The organism is Streptomyces sp. NPDC098789 (genome assembly GCF_044759975.1).
Classification (GTDB): Bacteria; Actinomycetota; Actinomycetes; order Streptomycetales; family Streptomycetaceae; genus Streptomyces.
In genome coordinates, this window is record NZ_JBIWAJ010000017.1 from 156,962 (window position 1) to 181,656 (window position 24,695).

The window sequence follows — 24,695 nt, forward strand, 5'->3', positions numbered from 1 at the left end:
CACGCCCCCGGACCCCGCGCCCCACAACCCCACGCCACACCCCCACGCCCCCGCTCCGCATCCCCCGAGAAATTGCCGGGGCGCCCTGTCAGGGCCGCCCCCTACCCTGGTGCGCACGGTCGGTTGAGAGGGGGGTACCTCGCGATCACCGGACAACCCCAGCACACGCGAGGTGACTTTCCATGACGTCCACCGTCCCGCCCACCGGAGCTGCGGACACGCCGTCCGAAGCGGCTGCCAACTCCTTCCAGGTCGACCTGCGCGGACTCGTCGACCTGCTCTCCCACCACCTCTACTCCAGCCCGCGCGTCTACGTCCGCGAGCTGCTCCAGAACGCGGTGGACGCCGTCACCGCCCGCCGGGCGCACGATCCGGACGCGGTCGTCCGCATCCGGCTGTCCGCCGGGGCCGGGCGCGTCACCATCGAGGACAGCGGCATCGGCCTGACGGCCGCCGAGGCGCATTCGCTGCTCGCCACCATCGGCCGCAGCTCCAAGCGCGGCGGCGAGCACGGCCTGGAGACCACCCGGCAGGAGTTCCTGGGCCAGTTCGGCATCGGCCTGCTGGCCTGCTTCGTCGTCGCCCGGCAGATCCGCGTCGTCACCCGCTCCGCCCGCGACCCGCGGGCCGCGCCCGTCGAGTGGCTCGCCACCGACGACGGCTCCTACACCGTGCGCGAACTCCCCCACGAGGCCCGCCCCGAGCCCGGCACCACCGTCCACCTGGAAGCGCGTCCGGGCGCCGAGGAATGGACCGTGCCCGCCAAGGTCGAGCAGCTCGCCCGCGACTACGGCTCCCTGCTGCCCTACGACATCACCTTCGAGGAAGCGGCGCGGGCCACCGACCCGGGCTCCGGCGGCGCCGCCCGCCCGATCACCGACCGACCCGCCGTCTGGGACCGCCCGTACGCCACCCCCGACGCCCGCCGGGTCGCCCTCGCCGGACACTGCACGGCCCTCTTCGGCTTCAGCCCCCTCGACAGCATCGACCTCGACCTGCCCGTCGCGGGCGTGCGCGGCGTCGCGTACGTGCTCCCCGAGCCGACCAGCCCCGCCCACCGCGCCGGTCACCGCGTCCACCTCAAGGGCATGCTGCTCACCGACCGGGCCGACAACCTGCTGCCGGACTGGGCCTTCTTCGTCCGCGCCGTCCTGGACACGGACACCCTGCGGCCCACCGCCTCCCGCGAGAACCTCTACGACGACGAGACCCTCGCCGCCGTGCGCGAAGCCCTCGGCGCCCGCATCCGCACCTGGCTGGCCGAGCTCGCCGCCAGCGAGCCGGACCGGCTGGCCGCCTTCCTGCGCGTCCACCACCTCGGCGTGAAGTCCCTCGCCCGCCACGACGCCGAGCTGCTCGGGCTGATGCTGCCCTGGCTGCCGTTCGAGACGAGCGACGGCTCCATGAGCCTGGAGGAGTTCGCCGCGGCGCACCGCGAGATCCACTTCACGCGCACGGTCGAGGAGTTCCGCCAGATCGCCCCGATCGCGGCGGCCCACGGCCTGGGCGTCATCAACGCCGGATACACCTACGACGCCGATCTGTTGGCCCTGCTGCCGACCGTCCGCCCCGGCATCAAGGTCACCGAGCTCGACGCCGGCGCCGTCACGGACCGGCTCGACCCCGTTCCGGCCGACGCCGAACTGGCCCTCGCCTCCTTCCTCTCCACCGCGCGGATCCGGCTGGAGGCGCAGAGCTGCGACGTCGTGCTGCGCGCCTTCCAACCCGTCTCCGTGCCCGCGCTCTTCCTCGACGACCGCCGGACCCGGCAGGAGAAGGACCGGGCGAGCGCGCAGGAGAGCGCCGATTCGCTGTGGAGCGGCATCCTCGGCTCGCTGCGCGGCGCCGCCCCGCGCGCCCGGCTCGTGCTCAACCACAACAACCCGCTGGTCCGCCGGATCGCCTCGATCCCGGACCCGGCACTGGCCGGTACGGCGGTCGAATCGCTGTACGGACAGGCCCTGCTGATGGCGCAGCGCCCGCTGCGCCCGGCGGACTCCAGCCTGCTCAACCGGGCCTTCCTCGGACTCCTGGAATGGGCGACCCACTCCACCGGAACCGAAGGGACGCAGAAGTGAGCGCGATGACCCCGGACGAGATCCGCCAGGCCCTCCAGGCCAATGCGAGCACGCCCAACGGCGCCGCGCGCAACGCGCGCGCGGAGGAGCTGAGCGCCGCCGCCGAAGCCTGCGGCGACCGGGCGCTCTTCCGCACGGCCCTGGACCACCAGATCAACGCCTACGAGTACTCCTCCGAGCGGCCGCGGATGCTCGTGCCCTTCGCCCGGCTGCTCCAGGAGTACGACCGCGATCCCGGTGCGTTCGCGCAGCGCGAGGTCAGATCCCTCTTCTGGCAGTTCAAGTGGGTCGCCTCGGCGATTGCCAACTCCCCCGAGATATCGCTCGACCAGGCCAGCGGCTGGCTCACCGAGATGGAACGCCGCTACCGGCTCGCGGGCTACGGGGAACGTCCGGTGCGCGAGGCCGAGCTGTTCCTCGCGGACGCCCTCGCCGACGACGAGCGCGCCGAGCTGGCCGTCTCCCGGTGGATGGCCGCCGATCGGGACAGCATGACGGACTGCCACGCCTGTGAGATCAACGTCCAGGGCTGGTTCCGGGTGCACAAGGGCGACGATGCCAAGGCCATCGAGGTCTGGCGGCCGGTCCTCGCGGGCGAGCAGGTCTGCGCGGAGGAGCCGCACCGGGTGCTGGCCCAGTCCCTGCTGCCGCTGCTGCGGCTGGGCCGGCTCGACGAGGCCCGCTCGCACCACCTGCGGGGCTACCGGATGGCCCGGGGCAACGACAGCCTGCTGCGCTCGATCGGCAAGCACATCGAGTTCTGCGCGCTGACCGGCAACGAGCCGCGCGGACTGGAGATCCTCGCCGAGCACGCCACGCACCTCGGCCGACCGAACGACGTCGACGCCCTGGTGGAGTTCTACGGCGGCGTCCTCGTCCTGTTGCGCCGGCTGACCGAGCTGGGCCTCGGCGACGGACCGGCCGTCGCCCACCAGGGAGCCGTCCGGAGCGTGCGCGAGCTGTACGCGCTGCTGCACGCCGACGCGTGGGAAGGCGTACGGCGCTTCGACGCGCGCAACGGGAACTCCCGGGCCTCCGACCGGTTCACGGCGCGGATCGAACAGGCACCGCTGGCGCGGGCACTGCCGCTCGGGGTGCGCAGCGCCCCGCTGCCCGGTGCCCGCCCGGACGGGACCGCGGCCCCGGCTCCGAACACGACTCCGAACACGGCAGCGGGCCCGGCTGCGGTCGTCGCGGGGACGGCCCCGGGCGCGATCGGTTTCGCGGAGCTGGTGGCCCGGGCCCGGGCGGCGCGGGCCGAGGGCCGTCCGGGGGCGCCGGCGCTGTGGGCCCAGGTGGCGGCGCGGGCCGCGACCGCCCCGGTGGACGGGGCTGCTCGGGAGGAGACCAGCGCGTCCGGCCCCGCCGCTCCGGTGGACGCCGCGCTGGCCGCCGACCTGCTGGAGCACCGGGCCCTGACGGCCGCGCGGACCGCGGGCCGGGAACCGGCCACGGGAGCGACCGCCGGCGACACCGGGCCCGAGCGGGTACGGGTCCTGCTCGCCGAAGCCCGCGACGCCCAGCGGGCCGCCGGCCAGCCGGACCGGGCGGCGCTGGCGCAGCTGTGGCTGGTCAGCGCGGCCTTCCAGGCGGGCGCCGAACCGGCCGAGCTGCGCGAGCTGCTGGCGGCGGCCGTCGGAGCCGCCGCGGCGCTGGACCCGGCGGATCCGCTGCGCGCGCGCCGGATCGCGTCGGCCGAGCTGACCCGGATGCGCGTGGAGTCGTACCTGCGCGCGGCGCAGGACGACCACGACCACCGCGAGGTGGACCCGGAGCTGATCGCGGGGCTCGACGCCCTCGTCGCCGCCACCACGGGCACGGACCTGTCCGACCTGGCGGCCGACGCCGAGGAGCTGTCGGCGCGCCTACGGCTCCAGGAGGGCGACGCGCAGCGGGCGGTGGCCCTGCTCGCCTCGGCCGCCGAGCACGGTGTCGGGGCGGGCCGGCCGTGGCTGGCGGTGGACCCGTTGGCCCTGCGGGCGCAGGTGCTCCTCTCGCTCGGGCGCCCGGCGGAGGCCGAGGAAGCGGCGCGCTCCGCCGTGGCGCACTCGGCCGAGGTGACCGACGCCGAGACGCACGGCTCCGTACGCCTGACCCTCGCGGAGATCCTGCTGCGCGGGGACGAGGAGGCCGTGGCGGAGGCCGCCGGGCACGCCCTGGACAGTGCGCACTGGTTCGATCTGGCCGGCCTCGCCGAGGCCGGCGGGGCGCGGGCCCGGCTCCTGCTCGCCCGCGCCTACGCGGCGGCCGGGCGCACGGTCGAGGCGGTGGAGGTGCTCCAGTCCGCGGTGGCGGACCTGGCCGGACAGGGGGAGTACCCCGAGGTACAGGCACGGGAGCTGCTCGGCGACCTGCTCGGCGCGCTGCACGACGCGGCGGGTGCGGCCGAGCAGTACCTGCTGGCCGCCGACGTCACCAAGGGCTGGGAGGATCCCCGGCCCCAGGCCCACCTCGCGCAGTCGGCGGCCGACGCCCTGTCCACCGCCCGCAGGTGGTCGGACGCGGTCGCCGCCTACGAGCGGGCGCTGGAACTGCGCCGGGCGATCGGTGACAACCCGGTGTCCGAGGTGCGGATGCTGCGCTCACTGGCCTGGCTGACGGTGCAGGGACAGGGACAGGACAAGCAGGGGGAGAGCGCCGACGAGCGGTTCGCCCGGGCCCGGGCCCTGATGGACGCGGCGGTGGCCGTGCTGGAGGCGGCGGCCGGGGAGGCGTCCGGTGAAGCGGCCGACGACCCGCGACTGCGCTTCGAACTCGCCCAGACCTGGCAGCAGCTCGCCCAGCTGATCGACCGCCGGCTGACACCCGAGGACGAGGGCCACTTCGACGAGGACGAGGACGGCACCACGGGCGAGGAGGAGGAGGAGGAGAGCGCCGAGGGCTACCTGCCGCTGACCGGAGCGGAGGTGCGGCTGCTCCGGGAGGAGCAGGTCGACCTCTGGGACCGGGCGGCCTCGCGCTACGCCGGACTCGGGTCCGAGCGCGTCTCGGAGCGGTTCTGGTGCGTGCGGAGCGCCGCCCGGGCGGACCGGGAGCTGGGCCGGACGGAGCGGGCGACGGCCCGGCTGACCGCCCTCGTCGAGGACCTGCGCGCGCTGCCGCAGGGGGCGGCGCCGGACTGGCTGCTGACCCGGGCCGAGGCCGCACGGGACCAGCTGGCGCCCTGAGGTCGATCGGGGTGGGCGGTTCGGGACGGCTGACGAACCGCCCACCCCGGACCGACCACCCCGGACCGCCCGGCAGCCCACGCGTCGGGCACTCCACGCGTCAGGCCAGCTGGGCGAGCCCCTCGGTGGCGATCTTCTCGAACACGTCCTGGTCCACCGCGAAGTCCGAGTCGGGGATCGGCGCGTGGATCACCAGCTCGCTGAAGCCCAGCTCGCGGTGGCGTCCCACGAAGTCGACGAACGCGTCGAGCGAGCTCAGCATCGTGTTCGCCTCCGGGGTGAACCCGGTCAGCAGGATCTTCTCGACCGACTCCGGATCCCGGCCGATCTCGGCACAGGCCTTGCCCAGCTTCTCGATCTGGCCCCGCAGCGCCTCGACCGACTGCTCCCCGGTGCCCGCCTCGAAGAGCTTCGGGTCCCCCGTGGTCACCCAGGCCTGCCCGTGCCGGGCGGCCAGCTTCAGCCCGCGCGGGCCGTTGGCGGCCACCGCGAACGGCAGCCGGGGCCCCTGGACGCAGCCGGGGATGTTGCGGGCCTGGTCCGCTGAGTAGAAGGTGCCCTCGTACGTCACCGACTCCTCGGTCAGCAGCCGGTCGAGCAGCGGCACGAACTCCGCGAACCGGTCGGCCCGCTCGCGCGGGGTCCACGCCTCCTGCCCGAGCGCGGTCGCGTCGAAGCCGTTGCCCCCCGCCCCGATGCCGAGGGTGATCCGGCCGCCGGAGATGTCGTCCAGCGACATCAGGTCCTTGGCGAGGGTCACCGGGTGCCGGAAGTTCGGCGAGGTCACGAGGGTGCCCAGGCGCATCCGCCCGGTCGCGGCGGCCGCGGCGGTAAGGGTGGGCACGGCGCCGAACCACGGGCCGTCGCGGAAGGTCCGCCAGGAGAGGTGGTCGTAGGTGTAAGCGGTGTGGAAGCCGAGCTCCTCGGCTCGCACCCACTCGTCGCGGCCGCCCTCGTGCCAGCGACGTACCGGAAGAATCACAGTGCTCAGACGCAGACTCATGTCACAGAGCCTACGGCGGTCCGGACGACCACCCCGTCCGCCGCGGCCCTGGTCGGGCCGGGCGGGCCCATGGGCGAAGATGGACCGGTGACCTCGGCTCCCCAGCGCCCGGACGGGCCCGCACCCACGCCCCGCCTCATCGCCACCGACCTCGACGGCACCTTGCTGCGCGACGACAAGTCCGTGTCCGACCGCACCGTCGCCGCCCTCGCGGCGGCCGAGGAAGCCGGGATCGAGGTCTTCTTCGTGACCGGCCGGCCGGCCCGCTGGATGGACGTCGTCGCCGAGCACGTGCACGGCCACGGCCTCGCCATCTGCGCGAACGGCGCTGCCGTCGTCGATCTGCACGCCGGCCGGGAGTTCGTCCAGGTCCGCGAGCTGCCCCGGGCCGACGCACTGGCCGTCGTGCACGCGCTGCGCGCCGCCGCCCCCGGCAGCTCCTTCGCCGTCGAGCTGACCACCGGCATCCACTACGAGCCCGCGTACCCGCCCTTCTACCAGGACCCGGGCGCCACGGTGGCCACCGCCGAGAAGCTCCTGTACGCGGACCCGGCCACGCCGGCCGCGCCCGTGCTCAAGCTGCTCGCCCACCACCCCGAGCTGTCGCCGGACGCGTTCTTGACCCTGGCCCGGGCCGCCGCGGGGGAGTACGGCTCGATCACGCGCTCCAGCCCGACCGCGCTGCTGGAGATCAGCGGCCTCGGCGTGTCCAAGGCCAGCACCCTGGAACTCTGCTGCGCCGAACGCGGCATCTCCAGCGCCGAGGTCGTCGCCTTCGGGGACATGCCCAACGACGTGGAGATGCTGAGCTGGGCGGGCACCTCGTACGCGATGGGCAACGCCCACCCCGCCGTGACCGCGGCCGCGTCCGGACGCACCCTCGCCAACAACGAGGACGGGGTCGCCCTCGTCATCGAGCAGATCCTGGCGGACCTGGCCCACCGCCCGCACTGACGCGGGAAGCCGGACCCACCCCGGTCACAGGCGGCCCGGTCACAGGCGTCCCGTCAGAGCGGGGCCTCCCACACCAGGGTGGTCCCGCCGCCGTCCTCGCCGATGCCCGGGCCGTACGAGCTGGACCCGCCCAGCGACTCCGCCCGGCGCCGCAGGTTCCGCAGCCCGCTGCGCCGACCGCCCTCGGGGATGCCCACCCCGTCGTCCGCGACCTCCAGCCGGACACCGGGCCGCCCGTCCGCGAGCGTGATCGTCGAGTCCAGCACCACCTCGATCCGACCCGCCTCCGAATGCCGGAACGCGTTGGACAGCGCCTCGCGCAGCGCGGCGATCAGGTTCTTGCCGACCAGCTCGCCGACCACCGCGTCGATCGGCCCCAGGAAGCGGTGCGCGGGCTTGAAGCCCAGCGGTACAGCCGCCATGTTGATCTCGCGCAGCACCCGCGTGCGCAGACCCGACGGGGCCTCCGCCGGGCCCTGCTGGAGGGCGAAGATCGCGGTCCGGATCTCCTGGATCGTCACGTCCAGCTCGTCGACGGCCTTGCCCACCCCGTCGCGCACCTCGGGAACGATGGACCGGCGTTGGGCGCCCTCCAGCATCATCCCGGTGGCGAACAGCCGCTGGATGACCAGGTCGTGCAGGTCACGGGCGATCCGGTCGCGGTCCTCGAACACCGCGAGCCGCTCCCGGTCGCGCTGGGCCTCGGCCATCATCAGCGCGAGGGCGGCCTGCGAGGCGAACTGCGTGGCCAGGGTCCGCTCCGCCTCGCTGAACGGCCGCTTCCCGCGTGCCCGGGGCGTCACGAGCGCGCCCAGCACCCGCCCGCCGCTGTGCAGCGGGAGCATCATGCAGGGTCCGTACTGACTGGTCAGGCGGCCGATCATCCGCGGATCCGCGGACGCGTCGTCCACGAACACCGGCTCCCCGTGGAGCAGCTTGTCCACCACGGGGCTGTCGCCGGGGATCAGCACTCCGAGCGAGTTGCCCGGGTGGTCGGCGGAGACCGCCACGATCTCCATCCCGCCCTCCTCCGAGGGCAGCATGACGATCCCGGCCGCCGAGTCCGCCAGCCGACGGGCCTGTTCCGCGACGACGGCCAGCGCGTCGTCGGCGTCACCGCCCGACAGCAGCGCGGTGGTGACGGCCACCGATCCGTCGATCCACCGCTCGCGCTGGGTGGCGGCCTCGTACAGGCGGGCGTTGCCGATGGCGATGCCCGCCTCGGTCGCCAGCACCCGGACCATGTGGACGTCGTAGTCGTTGAACTCGGCGCCGCCGTGCTTCTCGGCGAGGTACAGATTGCCGAAGATCTCTCCTTGGACGCGGATCGGTACGCCGAGGAAGGTCTTCATCGGCGGGTGGCCCGCCGGGAAGCCCGCCGAGCGCGGGTCGCTCGACAGATCGGCGAGGCGGACCGCGTCCGGATGCTCGATCAGCGCCCCGAGCAGGCCCCGCTTGCCGTCGGGGCGGTGCCCGATGAGCCGGGCCGTCTCGTCGTCGATGCCGTAGGTGACGAAGTCGGAGAGGCCGCGCCCCTCGGTGTCCACCACTCCGATCGCCGCGTAGCGGGCGGCGGCCAGCTCCGCGGCGGTCTCGCAGATCCGGTCCAGCGTGGAGTGCAGTTCGAGGCCGGTGCCGACCGACCGCATCGCCTCCAGCAGCTGCGGGACACGGGCGGTGAGCTCGGTGGACAGCCCCTGCAGACTCCGGGTGGCCTGAGTGGCGGCCTCCATCGGGTCCGGCGATTCCTGCGACTCCTGCACTGACATGTCCTTGAGACTAGTTAGTCCCTTTTGCTGGGGAAAGTCGGCACCGGCCTTCCCACCGCCCGATCAAGCCGATTCCAGCTGCCCGGCACCGGCCAGGTCCCCTTCCCGTTCCCGCTCGACCATCCGCCGCAGCGGGCCCGGTACGGCGACGAGCTCGGTGTACGGACCGCGCTGCACCACCCTTCCAGCGTCCAGCACGAGGATCTCGTCCACCGCGTCCAGGCCGGCCAGCCGGTGCGTGATCAGCACCGTCGTCCGCCCCTCGGTCGCGTGCAGCAGGTCCTCGGTCAGCGCGTCCGCGGTGACCACGTCCAGGTGCTCGGCGGGCTCGTCCAGGACCAGTACGGGGAAGTCGGCCAGCAGCGCCCGGGCCAGGGCGAGCCGCTGGCGCTGACCGCCGGAGATCCTCTCGCCGTGCTCGCCGACGAGCGTGTCCAGCCCCTCGGGCAGCCCGTCCGCCCACTCCAGCAGCCGGGCGGCGGCGAGGGCCGCGCGCAGCTCCGCTTCGCTCGCCCCGGTCCGCGCCAGGCGCAGGTTCTCCCGGACCGAGCTGTCGAAGATGTGCGCGTCCTGCGCGCACAGGCCGACGCTGCGGCGTACGTCGTCCCCGTCCAGGGTCCGTACGTCGACCCCCGCGACGGTGTACGCGCCCTCGGCCACGTCCAGGAACCGCAGGAGCACCTGGGCCAGGGTGGTCTTGCCCGCGCCGGAGGGTCCCACGACGGCGAGCCGGCGGCCCGCCTCCAGGGTCAGGTCGATCCCCCGCAGCGCGTCGCCCTCCTGCCCGGGGTGGCGGGCGGCGAGCCCGGTCAGCCGCAGCGGGAAGGCGGACGCGGGCGCCCGGCCGGGCACCTCGGGCTCGACGACCGGCGCCGGGGCGTCGATGACCTCGTGGACCCGCTCCGCACTGCGCCACACCCGCTGGCGGTACTGGACGGCCAGCGGAAGCCCGTTGACCGCCTCGAAGGCGGCGAGCGGGGTGAGCACCGCCACGGCCGTGGCCACCCCGCCGAGCCGGCCCTGGTGCACCGCGCCCGCGGCGACCGCGGCGGCCGCCGCCACGGTCAGGCCGCAGATCAGGGCCGACAGCCCGCTGCCGATGCCGGTGGCCGCGGCGCCCCGGGCGGCGATCCGGGTGAGGACCGCGTCGCTCTCGCGCGCCCGCTCCTTACGGCCGCCCAGCGCCCCGGCGACGGTCAGCTCGGCGGTGCCGGACAGCAGATCCGCCACCCGGGTGGCCAGCTCACCGCGTGCGGGGGCGAGCCTGCGCTCAGCCCGTCGTGCGCAGGCACCACTGACCAGGGGCACCACGATCCCCGCGGCCAGCAGCCCGACGGCGAGCACGGCTCCGGCCTCCGGCAGCAGCCAGGCCGTGAAGCCGACCGAGCCGAGCCCGACGAGCACGGCGGTGCCGACCGGCAGCAGCCAGCGCAGCCAGTAGTCCTGCAGGGCGTCGGCGTCGGCCACCAGCCGGGTCAGCAGGTCACCACGGCGCCGCTCGCGCAGCCCGCCGGGCGCGATCCGCTCCAGCCGCCGGTACACGGAGACCCGCAGCTCCGCGAGCATCCGCAGCACGGCGTCGTGGGAGACGAGGCGCTCCGCGTAGCGGAAGACGGCCCGGCCCATGCCGAAGGCCCTGGTCGCGGTGACCGCGACCATCAGGTAGAGCACGGGAGGGTGCTCGGAGGCCCGGGAGATGAGCCAGCCGGAGACGGCCATCAGAGCGACTCCGCACCCGACGGCCAGCGCGCCGAGGAAGAGGCCGAGCCGGAACCGCCCCTGCCACTGCGCCGCGGCCGCCCGCACCCGGGCGAGCGGGTGGCCTCCATCGCGCCCGCCACCGGTCGCGGCGGCCGCCTCCCTCTCGGCGACCTCCCCGAGGATCCAGCCCCCGGGTTCGGCGTGCGGCTCCGCCGGCGCGTGGGGTGCCCGGGCCGGCGCGGGCACCGGGGCCGCCGGCGCGGCTCCGGAGCCCACCGTCACCACCCGGTCCGCCACCGCCAGCAGCGCCGGCCGGTGCACCACGAGCAGCACCGTGCGACCGGCGGCCAGTCGGCGCACGGCGTCCACCACCGCGGCCTCGGTCTGCCCGTCGAGGGCGGCCGTGGGCTCGTCCAGCAGCAGCACCGGCCGGTCCGCCAGGAACGCCCGGGCGAGCGCGAGCCGCTGCCGCTGGCCGGCGGAGAGGCCGACCCCGCCCTCGCCCAGCAGGGTCTCCGCTCCGGCCGGCAGCGCGGCCACGAACTCCTCGGCCCCCGCGTCCCGCAGCGCCCGTGCGACCTCTTCGTCCGAGGCCCCCGGGCGCGCCAGCCGTACGTTCTCCGCGATGGTCCCCGCGAACAGGTGGGGGCGCTGCGGCACCCAGGCGATCCGCTCGCGCCACTGCTCCAGGGAGAGCTCGGACAGGTCCACGCCCCCGATCCGCACCCGCCCCTCGGTCGGCGTCACGAATCCGAGCAGCACCTGGAGCAGGGTGGACTTGCCCACCCCGCTGGGACCGGTGAGCGCGACGCACTCCCCCGGCGCGACCGTCAGCGAGAGCGGCCCGGGCGAGGGCTCGGCCCGGCCCTCGTAGCGCACGGCGACGCCCTCGAAGCTCAGCGCGGCGCTGGCGACGGGCGCCGGGGCGGCCGTCCCGCCCGCGCCGGTCACCGGCGTCTCCAGGACCTCGAAGATCTCCTCCGCCGCCGCCAGTCCCTCGGCAGCCGCGTGGTACTGCGCACCGACCTGGCGCAGCGGCAGGTACGCCTCGGGCGCCAGGATCAGGATGACCAGCCCGGTGTACAGATCGAGGTCACCGTGCACGAGCCGCATGCCGATGGTCACGGCGACCAGGGCCACCGAAAGGGTGGCGAGCAGTTCCAGCGCGAAGGACGAGAGGAAGGCGATCCGCAGCGTGCGCATCGTGGCGCGCCGGTAGTCGTCGGTGATGGTCCGGATGGACTCGGCCTGTGCCTTGGCGCGCCCGAAGACCTTCAGCGTCGGCAGTCCGGCGACCACGTCGAGGAAGTGGCCCGAGAGCCGGGACAGCAGCCTCCACTGGCGGTCCATCCGGGACTGGGTGGCCCAGCCGATGAGGATCATGAAGACGGGGATCAGCGGCAGCGTCACCACGATGATGGCCGCCGAGACCCAGTCCTCCGTGACGATCCGGGCGAGGACCGCCACCGGCACCACGATCGCGAGCCCGAGCTGCGGCAGGTACCGGGAGAAGTAGTCGTCCAGTGCGTCCACGCCCCGGGTGGCCAGTGCCACCAAGGAGCCCGTCCGCTGCCCGCTGAGCCAGGACGGGCCCAGGTCAGCGGCGCGCTCCAGCAGTCGGCCGCGCAGTTCCGACTTGACCGCGGCGCTGGCCCGGTGGGCGGCCAGCTCGGTGAGCCAGGCCACCAGGCCCCGGCCCAGGGCCACCGCCGCGAGCAGCAACAGGGGCGTCCGGAGGGCCTCCCCGTCGAGCCCGTCCTCGAAGGCGCCGACCACGATCTCGGCGATCAGCATCGCCTGACCGACGACCAGCCCCGCTCCGGCGAGTCCCAGAGCCACCACGGCCCCCAGGAAGAGACGGGTGGAGCGGGCGTACCGGAGCAGGCGCGGGTCGATCGGTTTCACGTGAAACATCCCCCAAGGAGGGTCGGGCAGGAGAGTGGGATCAGTGCGCGTCGGCGATGTGCTGCGTGCCGATCCGCTTGCGGAACACCCAGTAGGTCCAGCTCTGGTAGAGCAGGACGAGCGGCGTGGCCACTCCCGCGCACCAGGTCATGATCTTGAGGGTGTAGGGCGTGGACGAGGCGTTGGTGACCGTGAGGCTCCAGGCGTCGTTCAGCGACGAGGGCATGACGTTCGGGAAGAGCGTCAGGAACAGCATCGCGACCGCGGCCGCGATGGTGATCCCGGACAGGGCGAACGACCAGCCTTCGCGGCCCGCCAGGTTGCAGCCGAGCGCGCCGAGCAGGGCGAGCACCGCGATGGCCATCGCGACCAGGCTCGCGCCGTCGCCCTTGGTGACCTGGGTCCAGATCAGGAAGACCAGCGCCAGCACGGCGGTCACCACACCCAGCCGGGTCGCCAGCGCCCGCGCGCGGCCCCGGATGTCACCGACCGTCTTGAGCGAGGCGAAGACCGCGCCGTGGAAGGTGAACAGGGTGAGGGTGACCAGACCGCCGAGGATCGAATAGACGTTGAGCAGGTCGAAGAAGGTGCCGACGTACTCCTTGTGCTCGTCGATCTTCACGCCGCGCACGATGTTGGCGAAGGCGACGCCCCACAGGAAGGCGGGGATCAGCGAGGTCCAGAAGATGGCGTGTTCCCAGTTGGACTGCCACTTGTCCTCGGGCCTCTTGTGCCGGTACTCGAAGGCCACGCCCCGGATGATGAGGCACACCAGGATGATCAGCAGCGGCAGGTAGAAGCCCGAGAAGAGGGTGGCGTACCAGTCGGGGAAGGCGGCGAAGGTCGCGCCTCCCGCGGTGAGCAGCCAGACCTCGTTGCCGTCCCAGACGGGCCCGATCGTGTTGATCAGGACCCGCTTCTCCTTGCGGTCCTGGGCCAGCAGCTTGGTCAGTACGCCGATCCCGAAGTCGAATCCCTCCAGGAAGAAGTAGCCGATCCAGAGGACGGCGATGAGTACGAACCAGACGTCGTGGAGTTGCATGGTGTGGTCTCCCCAGCCTCAGTACGAGAAGGCCATCGGCCGGTCGGCGTCGGCGTCGTCGCCACCGATCTTGGTGGGCGGGTTGAGGTCGGCCTCGGTCAACTCCGGCGGGCCGGCCTTGACGTACTTCACGAGGAGCTTCACCTCGATCACAGCGAGGACGGCGTAGAGCGCGGTGAAGACGACCATCGAGGTGATCACCTCACCCTGGGAGACCGACGGCGAGACCGCGTCGGCGGTGCGCAGGACCCCGTAGACGGCCCAGGGCTGACGGCCCATCTCGGTGAAGATCCAGCCCCAGGAGTTGGCGATCAGCGGGAAGCCGAGCGTCCAGATCGCGCCGAGCCAGTAGAGGCGGGTGAGCCGCGGGCTCAGGGCGCTCTTGAAGAGGACCAGGTGGGGCCGCTCGTCCTCGCCGGTCCGCAGGGCCGGTGGGAGCAGGAACTTGCGTCGGGTCAGCCAGAGCCCCAGCGCGCCGATGGCGAAGGAGGTCATGCCGAAGCCGATCATCCAGCGGAAGCCCCAGTAGGCGACCGGGATGTTCGGGCGGTAGTCGCCGGGCCCGTACTTCTGCTGCTCCGACTTGTTGACGTCGTTGATGCCGGGCACGAAGGAGTCGAAGTCGCTGTCGGCGAGGAAGGACAGCAGGCCGGGCAGCTCTATGGCCACCTTGTTGTGGCCCTTGTCCACGTCCCCGACGGCGAAGACCGAGAAGGGCGCGCCCTTCTCCCCGTCCCACAGCGCCTCGGCGGCGGCCATCTTCATCGGCTGCTGCTTGAACATGACCTTGGCGAGGGTGTCGCCGCTGATCGCGGTCAGCAGGCCGCCGATCACCACGGCGACCAGGCCGAGGCGCAGCGAGGTGCGCATCACCGCGATGTGGTTCTTGCGCAGCAGGTGGAAGGCGGCGATGCCGACCATGAAGGCGCCGCCGGTCAGCAGGGCCGCCGTCAGGGTGTGGAAGACCTGGCTGAGCGCGGTGTTCTGGGTCAGCACGAGCCAGAAGTCGGTCAGCTCCGCGCGGCCGGTCTCCTTGTTGAAGCGGTACCCGACGGGGTGCTGCATCCAGGAATTGGCCGCGAGGATGAAGTAGGCGGACAGGATGGTGCCGATCGACACCATCCAGATGCAGGCGAGGTGGATCTTCTTCGGCAACTTGTCCCAGCCGAAGATCCACAGGCCGATGAAGGTCGACTCGAAGAAGAAGGCGATGAGCGCCTCGAAGGCCAGCGGGGCACCGAAGACGTCACCGACGAACCGCGAGTAGTCGGACCAGTTCATGCCGAACTGGAACTCCTGGACGATGCCGGTGACGACGCCCATCGCGATGTTGATCAGGAAGAGCTTGCCCCAGAACTTGGTGGCCTTGAGGTACTTCTCCTTCTCCGTCCGCACCCATGCCGTCTGCAACACCGCGACGAGGGCGGCGAGCGAGATCGTCAGGGGGACGAAGAGGAAGTGGTAGACGGTGGTAATGCCGAATTGCCATCGCGCCAGGGTCTCCGGCGCCAAAGCTAGGTCCACGTCGTCTTCTCCTTCGCGTCGCCGTGGTCACAGCCGCAGTGTGCCCCTTACATCCCACCCAATACGGGAGGAACAAGACACGCTTGTGAAAGCGTTCACATTCACAAGCATTATGTCGCACACCTGTCGGCATCTTTCAGGCGGGGTACCCCTAGCCAACTGATTCAACAGATTGTTGAATGCGGCCCATGCAGATACGAATCTCCTGGCCCTCCGGCCAGCTCACCGCGACCCTCGACGACACCCCCACGGCCAAGGCCCTGCTGGAGGCACTCCCGATCTCCGCCTCCGCCAACACCTGGGGCGAGGAGGTCTACTTCGACACCGGGGTCTCCGTGGCGCTGGAGGACGACGCCCGGCAGGTCGTCGACCCGGGCACGGTCGCCTTCTGGACCGAGGGCGACGCGCTCGCGCTGCCCTACGGCCCGACCCCCATCTCACGGGGAGGCGAGAGTCGCCTGGCGAGCCCCTGCAACGTCCTGGGCTCGTTCGACGGCGACCCCCGCCTGCTGGCCACCGTCCATGACGGCGACCCCATCCGGGTGGAACTGGCGTAACGGTTCCGCGGGGCGCGGCCTGCGGCCGCGGCCCCTCACAGCTCCTTGAAGAAGGCCTCTGCCGTGTGCAGGAACAGGTCGTTCGCCTCGGTCTCACCGATCGTGACCCGCAGGCCCTCACCCGCGAAGGGTCGGACCACCACGCCGGCCTTCTCGCAGGCCGCCGCGAAGTCGGCGGTGCGCTCCCCCAGCCGCATCCACACGAAGTTCGCCTGGGTCTCGGGAACCACGGACCAGCCCTGCGCGATCAGCGTCTCGTACACCCGCGCACGCTCACCGAGCAGCGAGCCGACCCGGCCCATCAGCTCGTCCTCGGCCCGCAGCGACGCGACCGCCGCGTCCTGGGCGAGCTGGCTGACGCCGAAGGGAACCGCCGTCTTGCGCAGCGCCGCCGCCACGGGCTCGTGCGCCACCGCGAAGCCGACCCGCAGGCCGGCCAGCCCGTACGCCTTGGAGAAGGTGCGCAGGACCGCCACGTTCGGCCGGTTCCGGTAGATCTCGATCCCGTCCGGCACCTCGGCGTCGCGCACGAACTCGCGGTAGGCCTCGTCCAGCACCACCAGGACGTCCGAGGGCACCCGGTCCAGGAACCGCTCCAGCTCCGCCCGGCGCACGGCGGTGCCGGTCGGGTTGTTGGGGTTGCAGATGAAGATCAGCCGGGTGCGCTCGGTGATCGCGTCGGCCATCGCGTCCAGGTCGTGCAGGTCACCCGCGGTCAACGGCACCTTCACCGAGGTCGCCCCGGAGATCTGGACGATGATCGGGTACGCCTCGAAGGACCGCCAGGCGTACATGACCTCGTCGCCCGGACCGGCCGTCGCCTGGATCAGCGACTGCGCGACGCCGACCGACCCGGTGCCGGTCGCTACGTGCTCGACCGGCACGCCGAAGCGCTCGGCGATCTCGTTGACGAGCCCCGTGCAGGCCATGTCGGGGTAGCGGTTGAAGTCCCCGGCCGCCGCCACGACGCTCTCCAGCACGCCCGGCAACGGCGGGTAGGGGTTCTCGTTGGAGGACAGCTTGTACGCCACCGGGCCTCCGGCGGCGGCGGGCTTCCCCGGCTTGTAGGTGGGAATGCCATCCAGCTCGGCGCGCAGCCTCGGGCTCTTCTCGCTCACCGCAGGTCCTCCTCGACCATCCCGTGCAACTCAATACTGCTCACCTTATGAGGATTCCGCGCTCCCGAGAATGGCCGGTGCCAGGAATGAGGGGGAGCGCATGCATATATGCGTGCGCCGGTGGCCTGCGCCGTGGCGCGCGTCCCTCGTGCAGGTGAGTTGAGACCGGTCCGAGACCTCCTCACTTTGGCATGCTCGTACCCGACGACAAGCGCCATGGTCACTCATTGCTACTAAATGCCTTTATTTCCAAGGTCATTGGGGGTGGCGAACCATGCAGAACCGTTCCTGTCAACGCCTGCATATGCATACGGACCAGCCACCCCACCGAGCCCTACTATCGGCTCGCCATGACAGCAGCAGGGAAGCATCAGGTGAGCCGGACCGACACCCCCCGGCGGACCGCAGGCCGTCCGGGCCGCGCGGGAATCAGGGACGTGGCCGCCGCGGCCGGCGTCTCGATCACGACCGTCTCCGACGCGCTCAATGGCAAAGGGCGGCTCCCGGACGCCACCCGCCGCCACGTCCGCGAGGTGGCCGACCGGCTGGGCTACCGCCCTTCCGCCGCCGCCCGCACCCTCCGTACCGGCAAATCGGGCCTCATCGGCCTGACCGTGACCACGTACGGGGATGAACCTTTCACCTTCACCGAGTTCGCGTACTTCGCCGAGATGGCCAGGGCGGCCACCTCCGCCGCGCTCGCGCGCGGCTACGCCCTGGTCATCCTCCCCGCCACCTCCCGACACGACGTCTGGTCGAACGTCGCCCTCGACGGCACCGTCGTCATCGACCCCTCCGACCACGATCCCGTCGTCACCGAGCTGGTCCGCCAGGGCCTGCCGGTGGTGTCGGACGGCCGCCCCGCGGGATCGCTCCCCGTCACGGCCTGGGTCGACAACGACCACGAGGCCGCCGTCCTCAACCTGCTCGACCACCTCGCCGCCGCGGGAGCCCGTCGCATCGGACTCCTCACCGGCACCACCACCGACACCTACACCCGGCTCTCGACCACCGCCTACCTCAGCTGGTGCGAGCGGGTCGGACAGGATCCCGTCTACGAGTCCTACCCCGCCCACGACCCGTGCGCCGGAGCCGTGGCCGCCGACCGGCTGCTCGCGCGCCCCGACCGCCCCGATGCCGTCTACGGGCTGTTCGACCCCAACGGCACCGACCTGCTGGCCGCCGCCCGGCGGTACGGCCTGAGGGTCCCCGAGGACCTCCTCCTGGTCTGCTGCAGCGAGTCCACCGTGTACGCCACCACCGAACCGCCCATCACCACCCTCTCCCTCAAACCGCGTCGCATCGGCACGGCCGTCGTGCAGTTGCTCATCGACGCGATCGAGGGAGTGGACACCGGACGACCCGTCGAACAGGTGGTTCCGACCGAACTGATCGTCAGAACTTCCTCACAGCGCAGGCAGCCGCGCACCACCGTCAGTCCGCCCCGATCCCCGGCCGGAGACTGACCTTCGAGGATTCCCGCACCATCCCGCAACACACATATCGGAAGAAAACGGTAGGAACGGATCGCTCCGGCCAGGATTCACCACCCCTGGTGCGTCACAGAGCGCGAGCCACATTCCTATGATGGGCGCACGACATCACGGACCCTCCGACCCTGGAGGTCAGGAGGGTCCGCAGATGTACGGCAGCGCGACGGTGGTGGAGGGGTCGATGACTCAGGGGGCCGGTCAGGGACCCGCGATGCGGACGGCGACGCTGCGGGACTTCCGAGTGCCGACCGCCCCACCCGTCGCGTACGGCACGGACACAGCCGCGGCCGCGATGCCGGGCGAGGTCCCCGTCTACGGCGAGTACCCGGCGTACTACGACGACGGCGCGCCCGTGCCGCCGCCACGGCCCGCCTACGCTCCCACCCCCGCTCCCGCGCACGGCCCCGGCCCGCACTCCGCTCCGGATCCCGACGTGGCCTTCGCCGCGGTGGTGTCCGAACACCCCGAGCAGCACGGCCGGTCCGATCAGGGCGCGGACTCCGAGGACTACACGCCGACCCAGCGCGACCTCCCCGTCATCAGTCGCGGCGGACCGGGCGACACCGTCCAGGTCCAGTACGTCCACCAGGACGCGCCCGCCGACGGGCCCGGGCCGCTCTACGTCGTCGGCGACGTGCACGGCTACCTGGACGAGCTGTACACCGAGCTCCAGGCCCAGGATCTGATCGACGCCGACGGACACTGGTCGGCCGGCAACGCCAGGCTCTGGTTCCTCGGCGACTTCACGGACCGCGGGCCCGACGGCATCGGCGTGATCGACCTGGTCATGCGGCTCTCCGCCGAGGCCGCCGCCGCGGGCGGCTACTGCAAGGCCCTCATGGGCAACCACGAGCTGCTCCTGATCGGCGCCAAGAGGTTCGGCGACACCCCGGTCATGTCCGGCGCGGGCACCGCGACCTTCCAGGCCGCCTGGCTCCTCAACGGCGGCCAGCGCACCGACATGGAGCGCCTGGAGGACGTACACCTGCAGTGGATGTCCCGGCTGGACGCGGCCGCCCTGGAGGACGGCCACCTGCTGCTGCACTCCGACACCACGGCCTACCTGGACTACGGCGATTCCATCGAGGACGTCAACGACAAGGTCCACGAGCTGCTCAACCAGCACGACGCGGACGAGACCTGGGACCTGTTCCGCAAGTTCACCAAGCGCTTCGCCTTCCGCGACCAGGAGACCGGACCGCAGGCCGTGCGCGAGCTGCTCGGTACCTACGGGGGCGGGCGCGTGGTGCACGGGCACAGTCCCATCCCGTACCTGCTGGGCGAAGTGGGCGCCGAGGACGGCGAGCACACCCACGGGCCCGAGTCCATCGACGGCCCCCACGTCTACGCGGACGGCCTCGCCATCGCCATGGACGGCGGGGTCACTATGGCCGGAAAACTGCTGGTCGTACAACTCCCGTTGAACGACTGAGTGTTCTTGGAGCGGGGTATTTCCGGAAAGCCCCTGTCACCGCGTGGCGTGGGCGCTCTACCATCGCACTGTCCGTAGCAGGCTCTCCTCCGTTTGTGCCGGCGCCCGGTCCACGCGGGCCAACCGGCCTCCACGGAGCATCGGGGGATGCACATGACCAGCGCTCCGCACCTGCTGACCGAAGACCGACCGGAGTTCGATCGGCTCCTCGACGAGGCGTTGCGCACCGCACACGAACGGCCCGAACTCGCGAGTCTGGGCGAACGGCTGAACGCCGAACAGTTGCGCACCATGGCTCTCGACGCCAGTGCGCTGCTGACGGCCGCGGCCGCGGCCGAGTACGACCACTACGTGAAGATCCGCGGTGATCTGCGGGAGGAGACGGCGACCACCCCCGCGACCGCGTCGGACGACGATCAGGGCGGCGGCGCCGGAGTGAGCGCCGTGGTCGCCGTCCTCGCGCCGGTCCTGGCCGGCACGGCCATGCTCATCTTCCTGCTGGTGGGCTACATCCTGAAGATGATCGAACCGGAGCCCGCCTTCGCCGAGACCATGCTGACGGCGGGCTGGCTCTTCGGCGCCCTCACCGCGGCGGCCATCCTCTTCGCGGCGATAGGCCTGCTGGTCACCGCCATCCGCAACAGTTCCACCGAAGTGACGGTGAATGTGGCCGAGGCCGTCCCGGACGAGGTCTCGCGCGCCCGGGAGGCCTGGCGGCACGCGCTGCTGGAGCGGGGCATCATGCCGTTCCTGCGGGACGCACTGGCAGATCCCAGCGCCGGTGGCGGTTTCCCGGCACCGCGCCGTCAGCCACGACGCATCCCCCAGCTCGGCTACACCCCGCCCGATTTCACCAGCCCCGGGGGTACGGGTGGGCAGAGCCCCCGCCCCGGCTATACGCCGCCGGACTTCACCAGCCCCGACTTCGGCGGCCCGGAGCACGAACCGGAGTGAGGCCGGCAGGGTCGACGGAGCGCTGTTTCACGTGAAACAGCGCTCACCGTTACGCCCCGCCCCGCCCGGTGCCGCTCCCGAGGGGGACGGCCCCCGGAAGCGACGCGACGGCGCCGGTGTCAGTCGGCCAGCGGCAGGTAGACGCGGTTGCCCGCGGCAGCGAACTCGGCGGACTTCTCCGCCATGCCCGCCTGGATCTCGTCGGCCTTCAGGTCACCGCCGTGTTCGCGGCGGATGTCCTGGGAGATCTTCATCGAGCAGAACTTCGGACCGCACATGGAGCAGAAGTGCGCGGTCTTCGCCGGCTCGGCCGGCAGGGTCTCGTCGTGGAACGACCGTGCCGTGACGGGGTCGAGCGCCAGGTTGAACTGGTCCTCCCAGCGGAACTCGAAACGCGCGTCGGACAGCGCGTCGTCCCACTCCTGTGCGCCAGGGTGCCCCTTGGCCAGGTCGGCCGCGTGCGCGGCGATCTTGTAGGTGATGACTCCGGTCTTGACGTCATCACGGTTGGGCAGGCCCAGGTGCTCCTTGGGCGTCACGTAGCAGAGCATCGCGGTGCCCCACCAGGCGATCATCGCGGCGCCGATGCCCGAGGTGATGTGGTCGTAGGCGGGTGCGACGTCCGTGGTCAGCGGACCCAGGGTGTAGAACGGGGCCTCCTCGCAGATCTCCTGCTGAAGGTCGATGTTCTCCTTGATCTTGTGCATCGGGACGTGGCCCGGGCCCTCGATCATGGTCTGGACGTTGTGGCGCTTGGCGATCGTGTTCAGCTCGCCCAGCGTCTTCAGCTCCGCGAACTGCGCCGCGTCGTTGGCGTCCGCGATGGACCCGGGGCGCAGGCCGTCACCCAGCGAGTACGTGACGTCGTAGGCGGCCAGGATGTCGCAGAGTTCCTCGAAGTTCGTGTAGAGGAAGTTCTCCTTGTGGTGCGCGAGGCACCAGGCGGCCATGATCGAGCCGCCGCGGGACACGATGCCCGTCTTGCGGCGCGCGGTCAGCGGCACGTACGGCAGCAGCACGCCCGCGTGGACGGTCATGTAGTCGACGCCCTGCTCGGCCTGCTCGATGACCGTGTCCTTGTAGATCTCCCAGGTCAGGTCCTCGGCCCGGCCGTCGACCTTCTCCAGCGCCTGGTAGAGCGGGACGGTGCCGATCGGGACGGGGGAGTTGCGCAGCACCCACTCGCGGGTGGTGTGGATGTTGCGGCCGGTGGAGAGGTCCATGACCGTGTCGGCGCCCCACTTGGTGGCCCAGGTCATCTTGTCCACCTCCTCCTCGATGGAGGAGGTGACGGCCGAGTTCCCGATGTTGGCGTTGACCTTCACCAGGAAGCGCTTGCCGATGATCATCGGCTCGATCTCGGGGTGGTTCACGTTCGCGGGGAGGACGGCACGACCCGCCGCGATCTCTTCACGGACGACCTCGGGGGAGACGTTCTCCCGGATCGCGACGTACTCCATCTCCGGGGTGATCTCACCGCGGCGGGCATACGCGAGCTGGGTCACGGCCTGGCCGTCGCGGCCCCGGCGGGGCAGCCGCGGGCGACCCGGGAAGACCGCGTCGAGGTTCTTGAGTCCGCCGCGGGGCGAGGTGTGCTTGATGCCGTCGTCCTCGGGGCGCGCGGGGCGACCCGCGTACTCCTCGGTGTCACCGCGGCTGATGATCCAGTTCTCGCGCAGCGGCGCGAGGCCCCGGCGGACGTCGGTCTCGATCTGCGGGTCGGTGTACGGGCCGGACGTGTCGTAGAGCGTCACGTCCTTGCCGTTGGTGAGGTGCACCTGGCGAACCGGCACGCGGAGGTCCGGGCGGGAGCCCGCAACGTACCCCTTGTGCCAGCCAGGCTGGCGCTCTTCCTGGCCGTTGCTGTCCTGGCTGACGGCAGGCGTGTGTGCGTCCTGAATGGTCATAAGACCTATCTCCCTACGCCGGCATTACCCGGTAACAGGTTCGGCGGTCGGCGCAGCCTCCTCCCGTACGTGTCCACGTACGGTGATCAGCGCCCTCTCAGCCCGGTGCTCCGAGCTCCCGCGTTGTGCAAAGGTGCCCCCACGCTAGCGTCATCCTTGGCGTGCTGAACAGTGGGCCCCCTCATCTCTTGCGATGATCACTCGGTGACGTCCTCGCCGCAGCCCCCCACCGAGCCCACGGATCACACGGATCACTCGGGCCATGCCCACCCTCCCCGCGGGTCCTCGCACGAACCGTCCGCCGGCGCGTCCCACGGGCACTCGCACTCCCACAGCCACGGCCCGGCGGCCCCCGTATCGAAGCACTTGCGCAAGGTCATCGCGGCGGTCCTGATCCCCTTCGCCGCCGCCGTCCTCGTCGGCATGATCGTCCTGTGGCCGGGAGGCGCCCCCGCGCACGAGCGCACCGGAGTCGGCTTCGACCGACAGACCCAGCAGGGCAAGGTCGTGTCGATCGAGCTGGTCGACTGCAAGTCCGTCAACGCCGCCCAGGTCCCGCCGTCCAGTGGCACGCCCGCTCCCAAGGGGGGCAAGGCCGCCCCGTCCGGCGACTGTAAGAAGGCCACGGTCGAGATCGGCACCGGGCCCGATCGAGGACACCGGTTCGTCGAGATCGTCCAGCCGGGCGCACCGCGGCAGTTGGAGACCGGCCAGGGGATCGTGGTGGCGTACGCACCGGCTGCTCCGCGCGACCTGCAGTACTCCGTGATCGACGTGAACCGGAAGCTTCCGCTGGCACTGCTGGCCGGGATCTTCGCCGTCGCCGTGGTCGTGGTCGGCCGGCTGCGCGGTCTGTTCGCGCTGATCGCCCTCGCGGTCAGCTTCTCCGTGCTGACCCTCTTCATCCTGCCCGCCATCCTCCAGGGTTCGAATCCGCTGGTCGTGGGGGTGGTCGGCGCCAGCGCGATCATGCTGATCGCGCTCTACATGTGCCACGGCCTGACCGCCAGGACCTCGGTCGCCGTGCTCGGGACCCTGGCCTCGCTGCTGCTGATCGGGCTGTTGGGCTCGGTGTTCATCGGCTGGGCCTTCCTCAGCGGCAACACCGACGACAACACCGGTCTGATCCACGGGCTCTACCCGCACATCGACATGAGCGGCCTGTTGCTGGCAGGCGTGATCATCGGATCGCTCGGCGTGCTCGACGACGTGACGGTCACCCAGACGTCCGCAGTATGGGAACTCCACCAGGCGGACCCGTCGATGGGGCCGCGCGCTCTGTACCGGGCGGGCATCCGGATCGGTCGCGACCACATCGCGTCCGTCGTCAACACCCTGGTACTCGCCTACGCGGGCGCCGCGTTGCCGCTGCTGCTGCTGTTCTCCATCGCGAACAGCAGTGTGGGAGCGGTGGCCAACAGCGAGCTGGTGGCGGAGGAGATCGTGCGGACCCTCGTGGGTTCGATCGGTCTCGTCGCCTCGGTCCCGGTGACCACGGCCCTGGCCGCACTCGTCGTCTCCGCCGACCGGCCGGGGTCCCCGACCGCCGGAGCGGCCTCGGGGCCGAGCCGCAGTGGGCGCGGTCGTCGCCGGAAGCGGTGACTCGGTGTGACGGCGTGACGGTGGCTCAGCCGGCGTTCTGCTCGTTCTGCCGGGCCTCGGCCAGGATCTTGTCCAACGCCTCCTCCAGGTTCTCCTCGAAATCACCGAGGTTGCGCTCCTGACCGAGCGGCACGATCCGGTCGGTGCGGTCGAGGAACGCCACCAGGGGCGCCGCACTCGCCCGGAACAGGGCCCGGTCCGTACCGACCTGAAGTCGGATGTGCACGTCCGACAGCTCCTCCGGATCACTGGGAGCGATGTGCACATCGCCGTCACCACACGGCTTGTTGATGCCGTCGAGAAGCAGTTCCCGGCCGAACGCCCAGGTCACGGGCGCATCTCCGGGGAGGTGGAACGTCAGACGCACTGCGTAGGGGTCCCGTGCGTCGTACCGGAGTTCCACCGGGATCCGGAACGAAAGCTCCTCGGAAACGAGGAAGCTCATCATGACCTCTGCCTGTACCGACTCGCGCATTGACTACCCCGCTG

16 protein-coding genes and 1 riboswitch are annotated in these 24,695 nt (G+C 71.8%); of the genes, 8 read left to right on the plus strand and 8 right to left on the minus strand.

The features are described 5' to 3' along the window. Nucleotides 1-182 precede the first annotated feature (182 nt). Nucleotides 183-2,078, plus strand: a complete 1,896-nt coding sequence (locus ACIQWR_RS30235) for an HSP90 family protein (RefSeq protein WP_404015949.1) — start codon at nucleotides 183-185, stop codon at nucleotides 2,076-2,078. Beyond that, the gene (locus ACIQWR_RS30240) at nucleotides 2,075-5,245 is read left to right on the plus strand and encodes a tetratricopeptide repeat protein (protein WP_404015952.1); all 3,171 of its coding nucleotides are present in this window, start codon (nucleotides 2,075-2,077) and stop codon (nucleotides 5,243-5,245) included. The genes ACIQWR_RS30235 and ACIQWR_RS30240 overlap by 4 nt, the downstream gene beginning before the upstream one ends. Before the next feature lie 100 nt (nucleotides 5,246-5,345). On the opposite strand, the gene ACIQWR_RS30245 is transcribed toward ACIQWR_RS30240, so the two are convergent. Beyond that, nucleotides 5,346-6,248, minus strand: a complete 903-nt coding sequence (locus ACIQWR_RS30245; protein WP_404015954.1) for an LLM class flavin-dependent oxidoreductase — start codon at nucleotides 6,246-6,248, stop codon at nucleotides 5,346-5,348. Between the two features lie 69 nt (nucleotides 6,249-6,317). On the opposite strand from ACIQWR_RS30245, the gene ACIQWR_RS30250 reads away from it, so the two are divergent. Continuing rightward, a complete protein-coding gene (locus tag ACIQWR_RS30250) occupies nucleotides 6,318-7,202 on the plus strand; it encodes a Cof-type HAD-IIB family hydrolase (RefSeq protein ID WP_404015957.1) in 885 nt (294 codons plus the stop codon). A gap of 53 nt (nucleotides 7,203-7,255) precedes the next feature. On the opposite strand, the gene ACIQWR_RS30255 is transcribed toward ACIQWR_RS30250, so the two are convergent. The 4 genes from ACIQWR_RS30255 to ACIQWR_RS30270 all read right to left on the minus strand — a co-directional run bounded on the left by ACIQWR_RS30255 (nucleotide 7,256) and on the right by ACIQWR_RS30270 (nucleotide 15,143). Beyond that, nucleotides 7,256-8,971 (minus strand): GAF domain-containing sensor histidine kinase, encoded by a 1,716-nt coding sequence (locus tag ACIQWR_RS30255; RefSeq protein ID WP_399264526.1) that lies wholly within the window; start codon nucleotides 8,969-8,971, stop codon nucleotides 7,256-7,258. Between the two features lie 63 nt (nucleotides 8,972-9,034). After that, nucleotides 9,035-12,586, minus strand: coding sequence for a thiol reductant ABC exporter subunit CydD (cydD, locus tag ACIQWR_RS30260; protein WP_404015960.1), 3,552 nt, complete (start codon nucleotides 12,584-12,586; stop codon nucleotides 9,035-9,037). Nucleotides 12,587-12,617: 31 nt separating this feature from the next. Next, nucleotides 12,618-13,619 (minus strand): cytochrome d ubiquinol oxidase subunit II, encoded by a 1,002-nt coding sequence (gene cydB / locus ACIQWR_RS30265; RefSeq protein ID WP_404015963.1) that lies wholly within the window; start codon nucleotides 13,617-13,619, stop codon nucleotides 12,618-12,620. Between the two features lie 18 nt (nucleotides 13,620-13,637). Beyond that, nucleotides 13,638-15,143, minus strand: a complete 1,506-nt coding sequence (locus ACIQWR_RS30270; protein ID WP_404015966.1) for a cytochrome ubiquinol oxidase subunit I — start codon at nucleotides 15,141-15,143, stop codon at nucleotides 13,638-13,640. A 188-nt stretch (nucleotides 15,144-15,331) separates the two neighbouring features. On the opposite strand from ACIQWR_RS30270, the gene ACIQWR_RS30275 reads away from it, so the two are divergent. Continuing rightward, nucleotides 15,332-15,700 carry a cyclophilin-like fold protein gene (locus tag ACIQWR_RS30275; RefSeq protein ID WP_385773669.1) on the plus strand — a complete coding sequence of 123 codons (369 nt, stop codon included), beginning with the start codon at nucleotides 15,332-15,334 and terminating at the stop codon, nucleotides 15,698-15,700. A 35-nt stretch (nucleotides 15,701-15,735) separates the two neighbouring features. Here the strand turns inward: ACIQWR_RS30275 and hisC are convergent, their stop codons facing one another. Continuing rightward, complete coding sequence (hisC, locus tag ACIQWR_RS30280) at nucleotides 15,736-16,818, minus strand: histidinol-phosphate transaminase (RefSeq protein WP_404015969.1); 1,083 nt, start codon at nucleotides 16,816-16,818, stop codon at nucleotides 15,736-15,738. A gap of 350 nt (nucleotides 16,819-17,168) precedes the next feature. Here hisC and ACIQWR_RS30285 point away from each other — a divergent pair, with 350 nt between their 5' ends. The 3 genes from ACIQWR_RS30285 (at nucleotide 17,169) to ACIQWR_RS30295 (ending at nucleotide 20,697) form a co-directional block, all read left to right on the plus strand. Beyond that, nucleotides 17,169-18,284 carry a LacI family DNA-binding transcriptional regulator gene (locus ACIQWR_RS30285; RefSeq protein ID WP_354378879.1) on the plus strand — a complete coding sequence of 372 codons (1,116 nt, stop codon included), beginning with the start codon at nucleotides 17,169-17,171 and terminating at the stop codon, nucleotides 18,282-18,284. A gap of 193 nt (nucleotides 18,285-18,477) precedes the next feature. Next, nucleotides 18,478-19,743: a metallophosphoesterase gene (locus tag ACIQWR_RS30290; RefSeq protein WP_404016093.1), complete on the plus strand. Its 1,266-nt coding sequence runs from the start codon at nucleotides 18,478-18,480 to the stop codon at nucleotides 19,741-19,743. Nucleotides 19,744-19,890: 147 nt separating this feature from the next. Then, entirely contained in the window at nucleotides 19,891-20,697 is an 807-nt protein-coding gene (locus ACIQWR_RS30295; protein ID WP_404015973.1) for a hypothetical protein, read from the plus strand. A gap of 119 nt (nucleotides 20,698-20,816) precedes the next feature. Here the strand turns inward: ACIQWR_RS30295 and thiC are convergent, their stop codons facing one another. After that, the gene (thiC, locus tag ACIQWR_RS30300) at nucleotides 20,817-22,604 is read right to left on the minus strand and encodes a phosphomethylpyrimidine synthase ThiC (RefSeq protein ID WP_404015975.1); all 1,788 of its coding nucleotides are present in this window, start codon (nucleotides 22,602-22,604) and stop codon (nucleotides 20,817-20,819) included. Next, a riboswitch (TPP riboswitch) is annotated at nucleotides 22,598-22,736 on the minus strand. Its footprint overlaps the gene before it by 7 nt. Before the next feature lie 39 nt (nucleotides 22,737-22,775). On the opposite strand from thiC, the gene ACIQWR_RS30305 reads away from it, so the two are divergent. Further along, nucleotides 22,776-24,206, plus strand: coding sequence for a YibE/F family protein (locus tag ACIQWR_RS30305; RefSeq protein WP_404015978.1), 1,431 nt, complete (start codon nucleotides 22,776-22,778; stop codon nucleotides 24,204-24,206). 25 nt (nucleotides 24,207-24,231) lie between these two features. Here the strand turns inward: ACIQWR_RS30305 and ACIQWR_RS30310 are convergent, their stop codons facing one another. Continuing rightward, nucleotides 24,232-24,681 (minus strand): SsgA family sporulation/cell division regulator, encoded by a 450-nt coding sequence (locus tag ACIQWR_RS30310; protein ID WP_399264509.1) that lies wholly within the window; start codon nucleotides 24,679-24,681, stop codon nucleotides 24,232-24,234. Nucleotides 24,682-24,695 lie beyond the last annotated feature (14 nt).

Coding starts and splice junctions, on each gene's coding strand:
- ACIQWR_RS30235 (WP_404015949.1), top strand. CDS start 183: ATGACGTCCACCGTCCCGCCCACCGGAGCTGCGGACACGCCGTCCGAA.
- ACIQWR_RS30245 (WP_404015954.1), bottom strand. CDS start 6,248: ATGAGTCTGCGTCTGAGCACTGTGATTCTTCCGGTACGTCGCTGGCAC.
- ACIQWR_RS30250 (WP_404015957.1), top strand. CDS start 6,318: ATGGGCGAAGATGGACCGGTGACCTCGGCTCCCCAGCGCCCGGACGGG.
- ACIQWR_RS30255 (WP_399264526.1), bottom strand. CDS start 8,971: ATGTCAGTGCAGGAGTCGCAGGAATCGCCGGACCCGATGGAGGCCGCC.
- cydD (WP_404015960.1), bottom strand. CDS start 12,586: ATGTTTCACGTGAAACCGATCGACCCGCGCCTGCTCCGGTACGCCCGC.
- cydB (WP_404015963.1), bottom strand. CDS start 13,619: ATGCAACTCCACGACGTCTGGTTCGTACTCATCGCCGTCCTCTGGATC.
- ACIQWR_RS30275 (WP_385773669.1), top strand. CDS start 15,332: ATGCAGATACGAATCTCCTGGCCCTCCGGCCAGCTCACCGCGACCCTC.
- ACIQWR_RS30285 (WP_354378879.1), top strand. CDS start 17,169: ATGACAGCAGCAGGGAAGCATCAGGTGAGCCGGACCGACACCCCCCGG.
- ACIQWR_RS30295 (WP_404015973.1), top strand. CDS start 19,891: ATGCACATGACCAGCGCTCCGCACCTGCTGACCGAAGACCGACCGGAG.
- thiC (WP_404015975.1), bottom strand. CDS start 22,604: ATGACCATTCAGGACGCACACACGCCTGCCGTCAGCCAGGACAGCAAC.
- ACIQWR_RS30310 (WP_399264509.1), bottom strand. CDS start 24,681: ATGCGCGAGTCGGTACAGGCAGAGGTCATGATGAGCTTCCTCGTTTCC.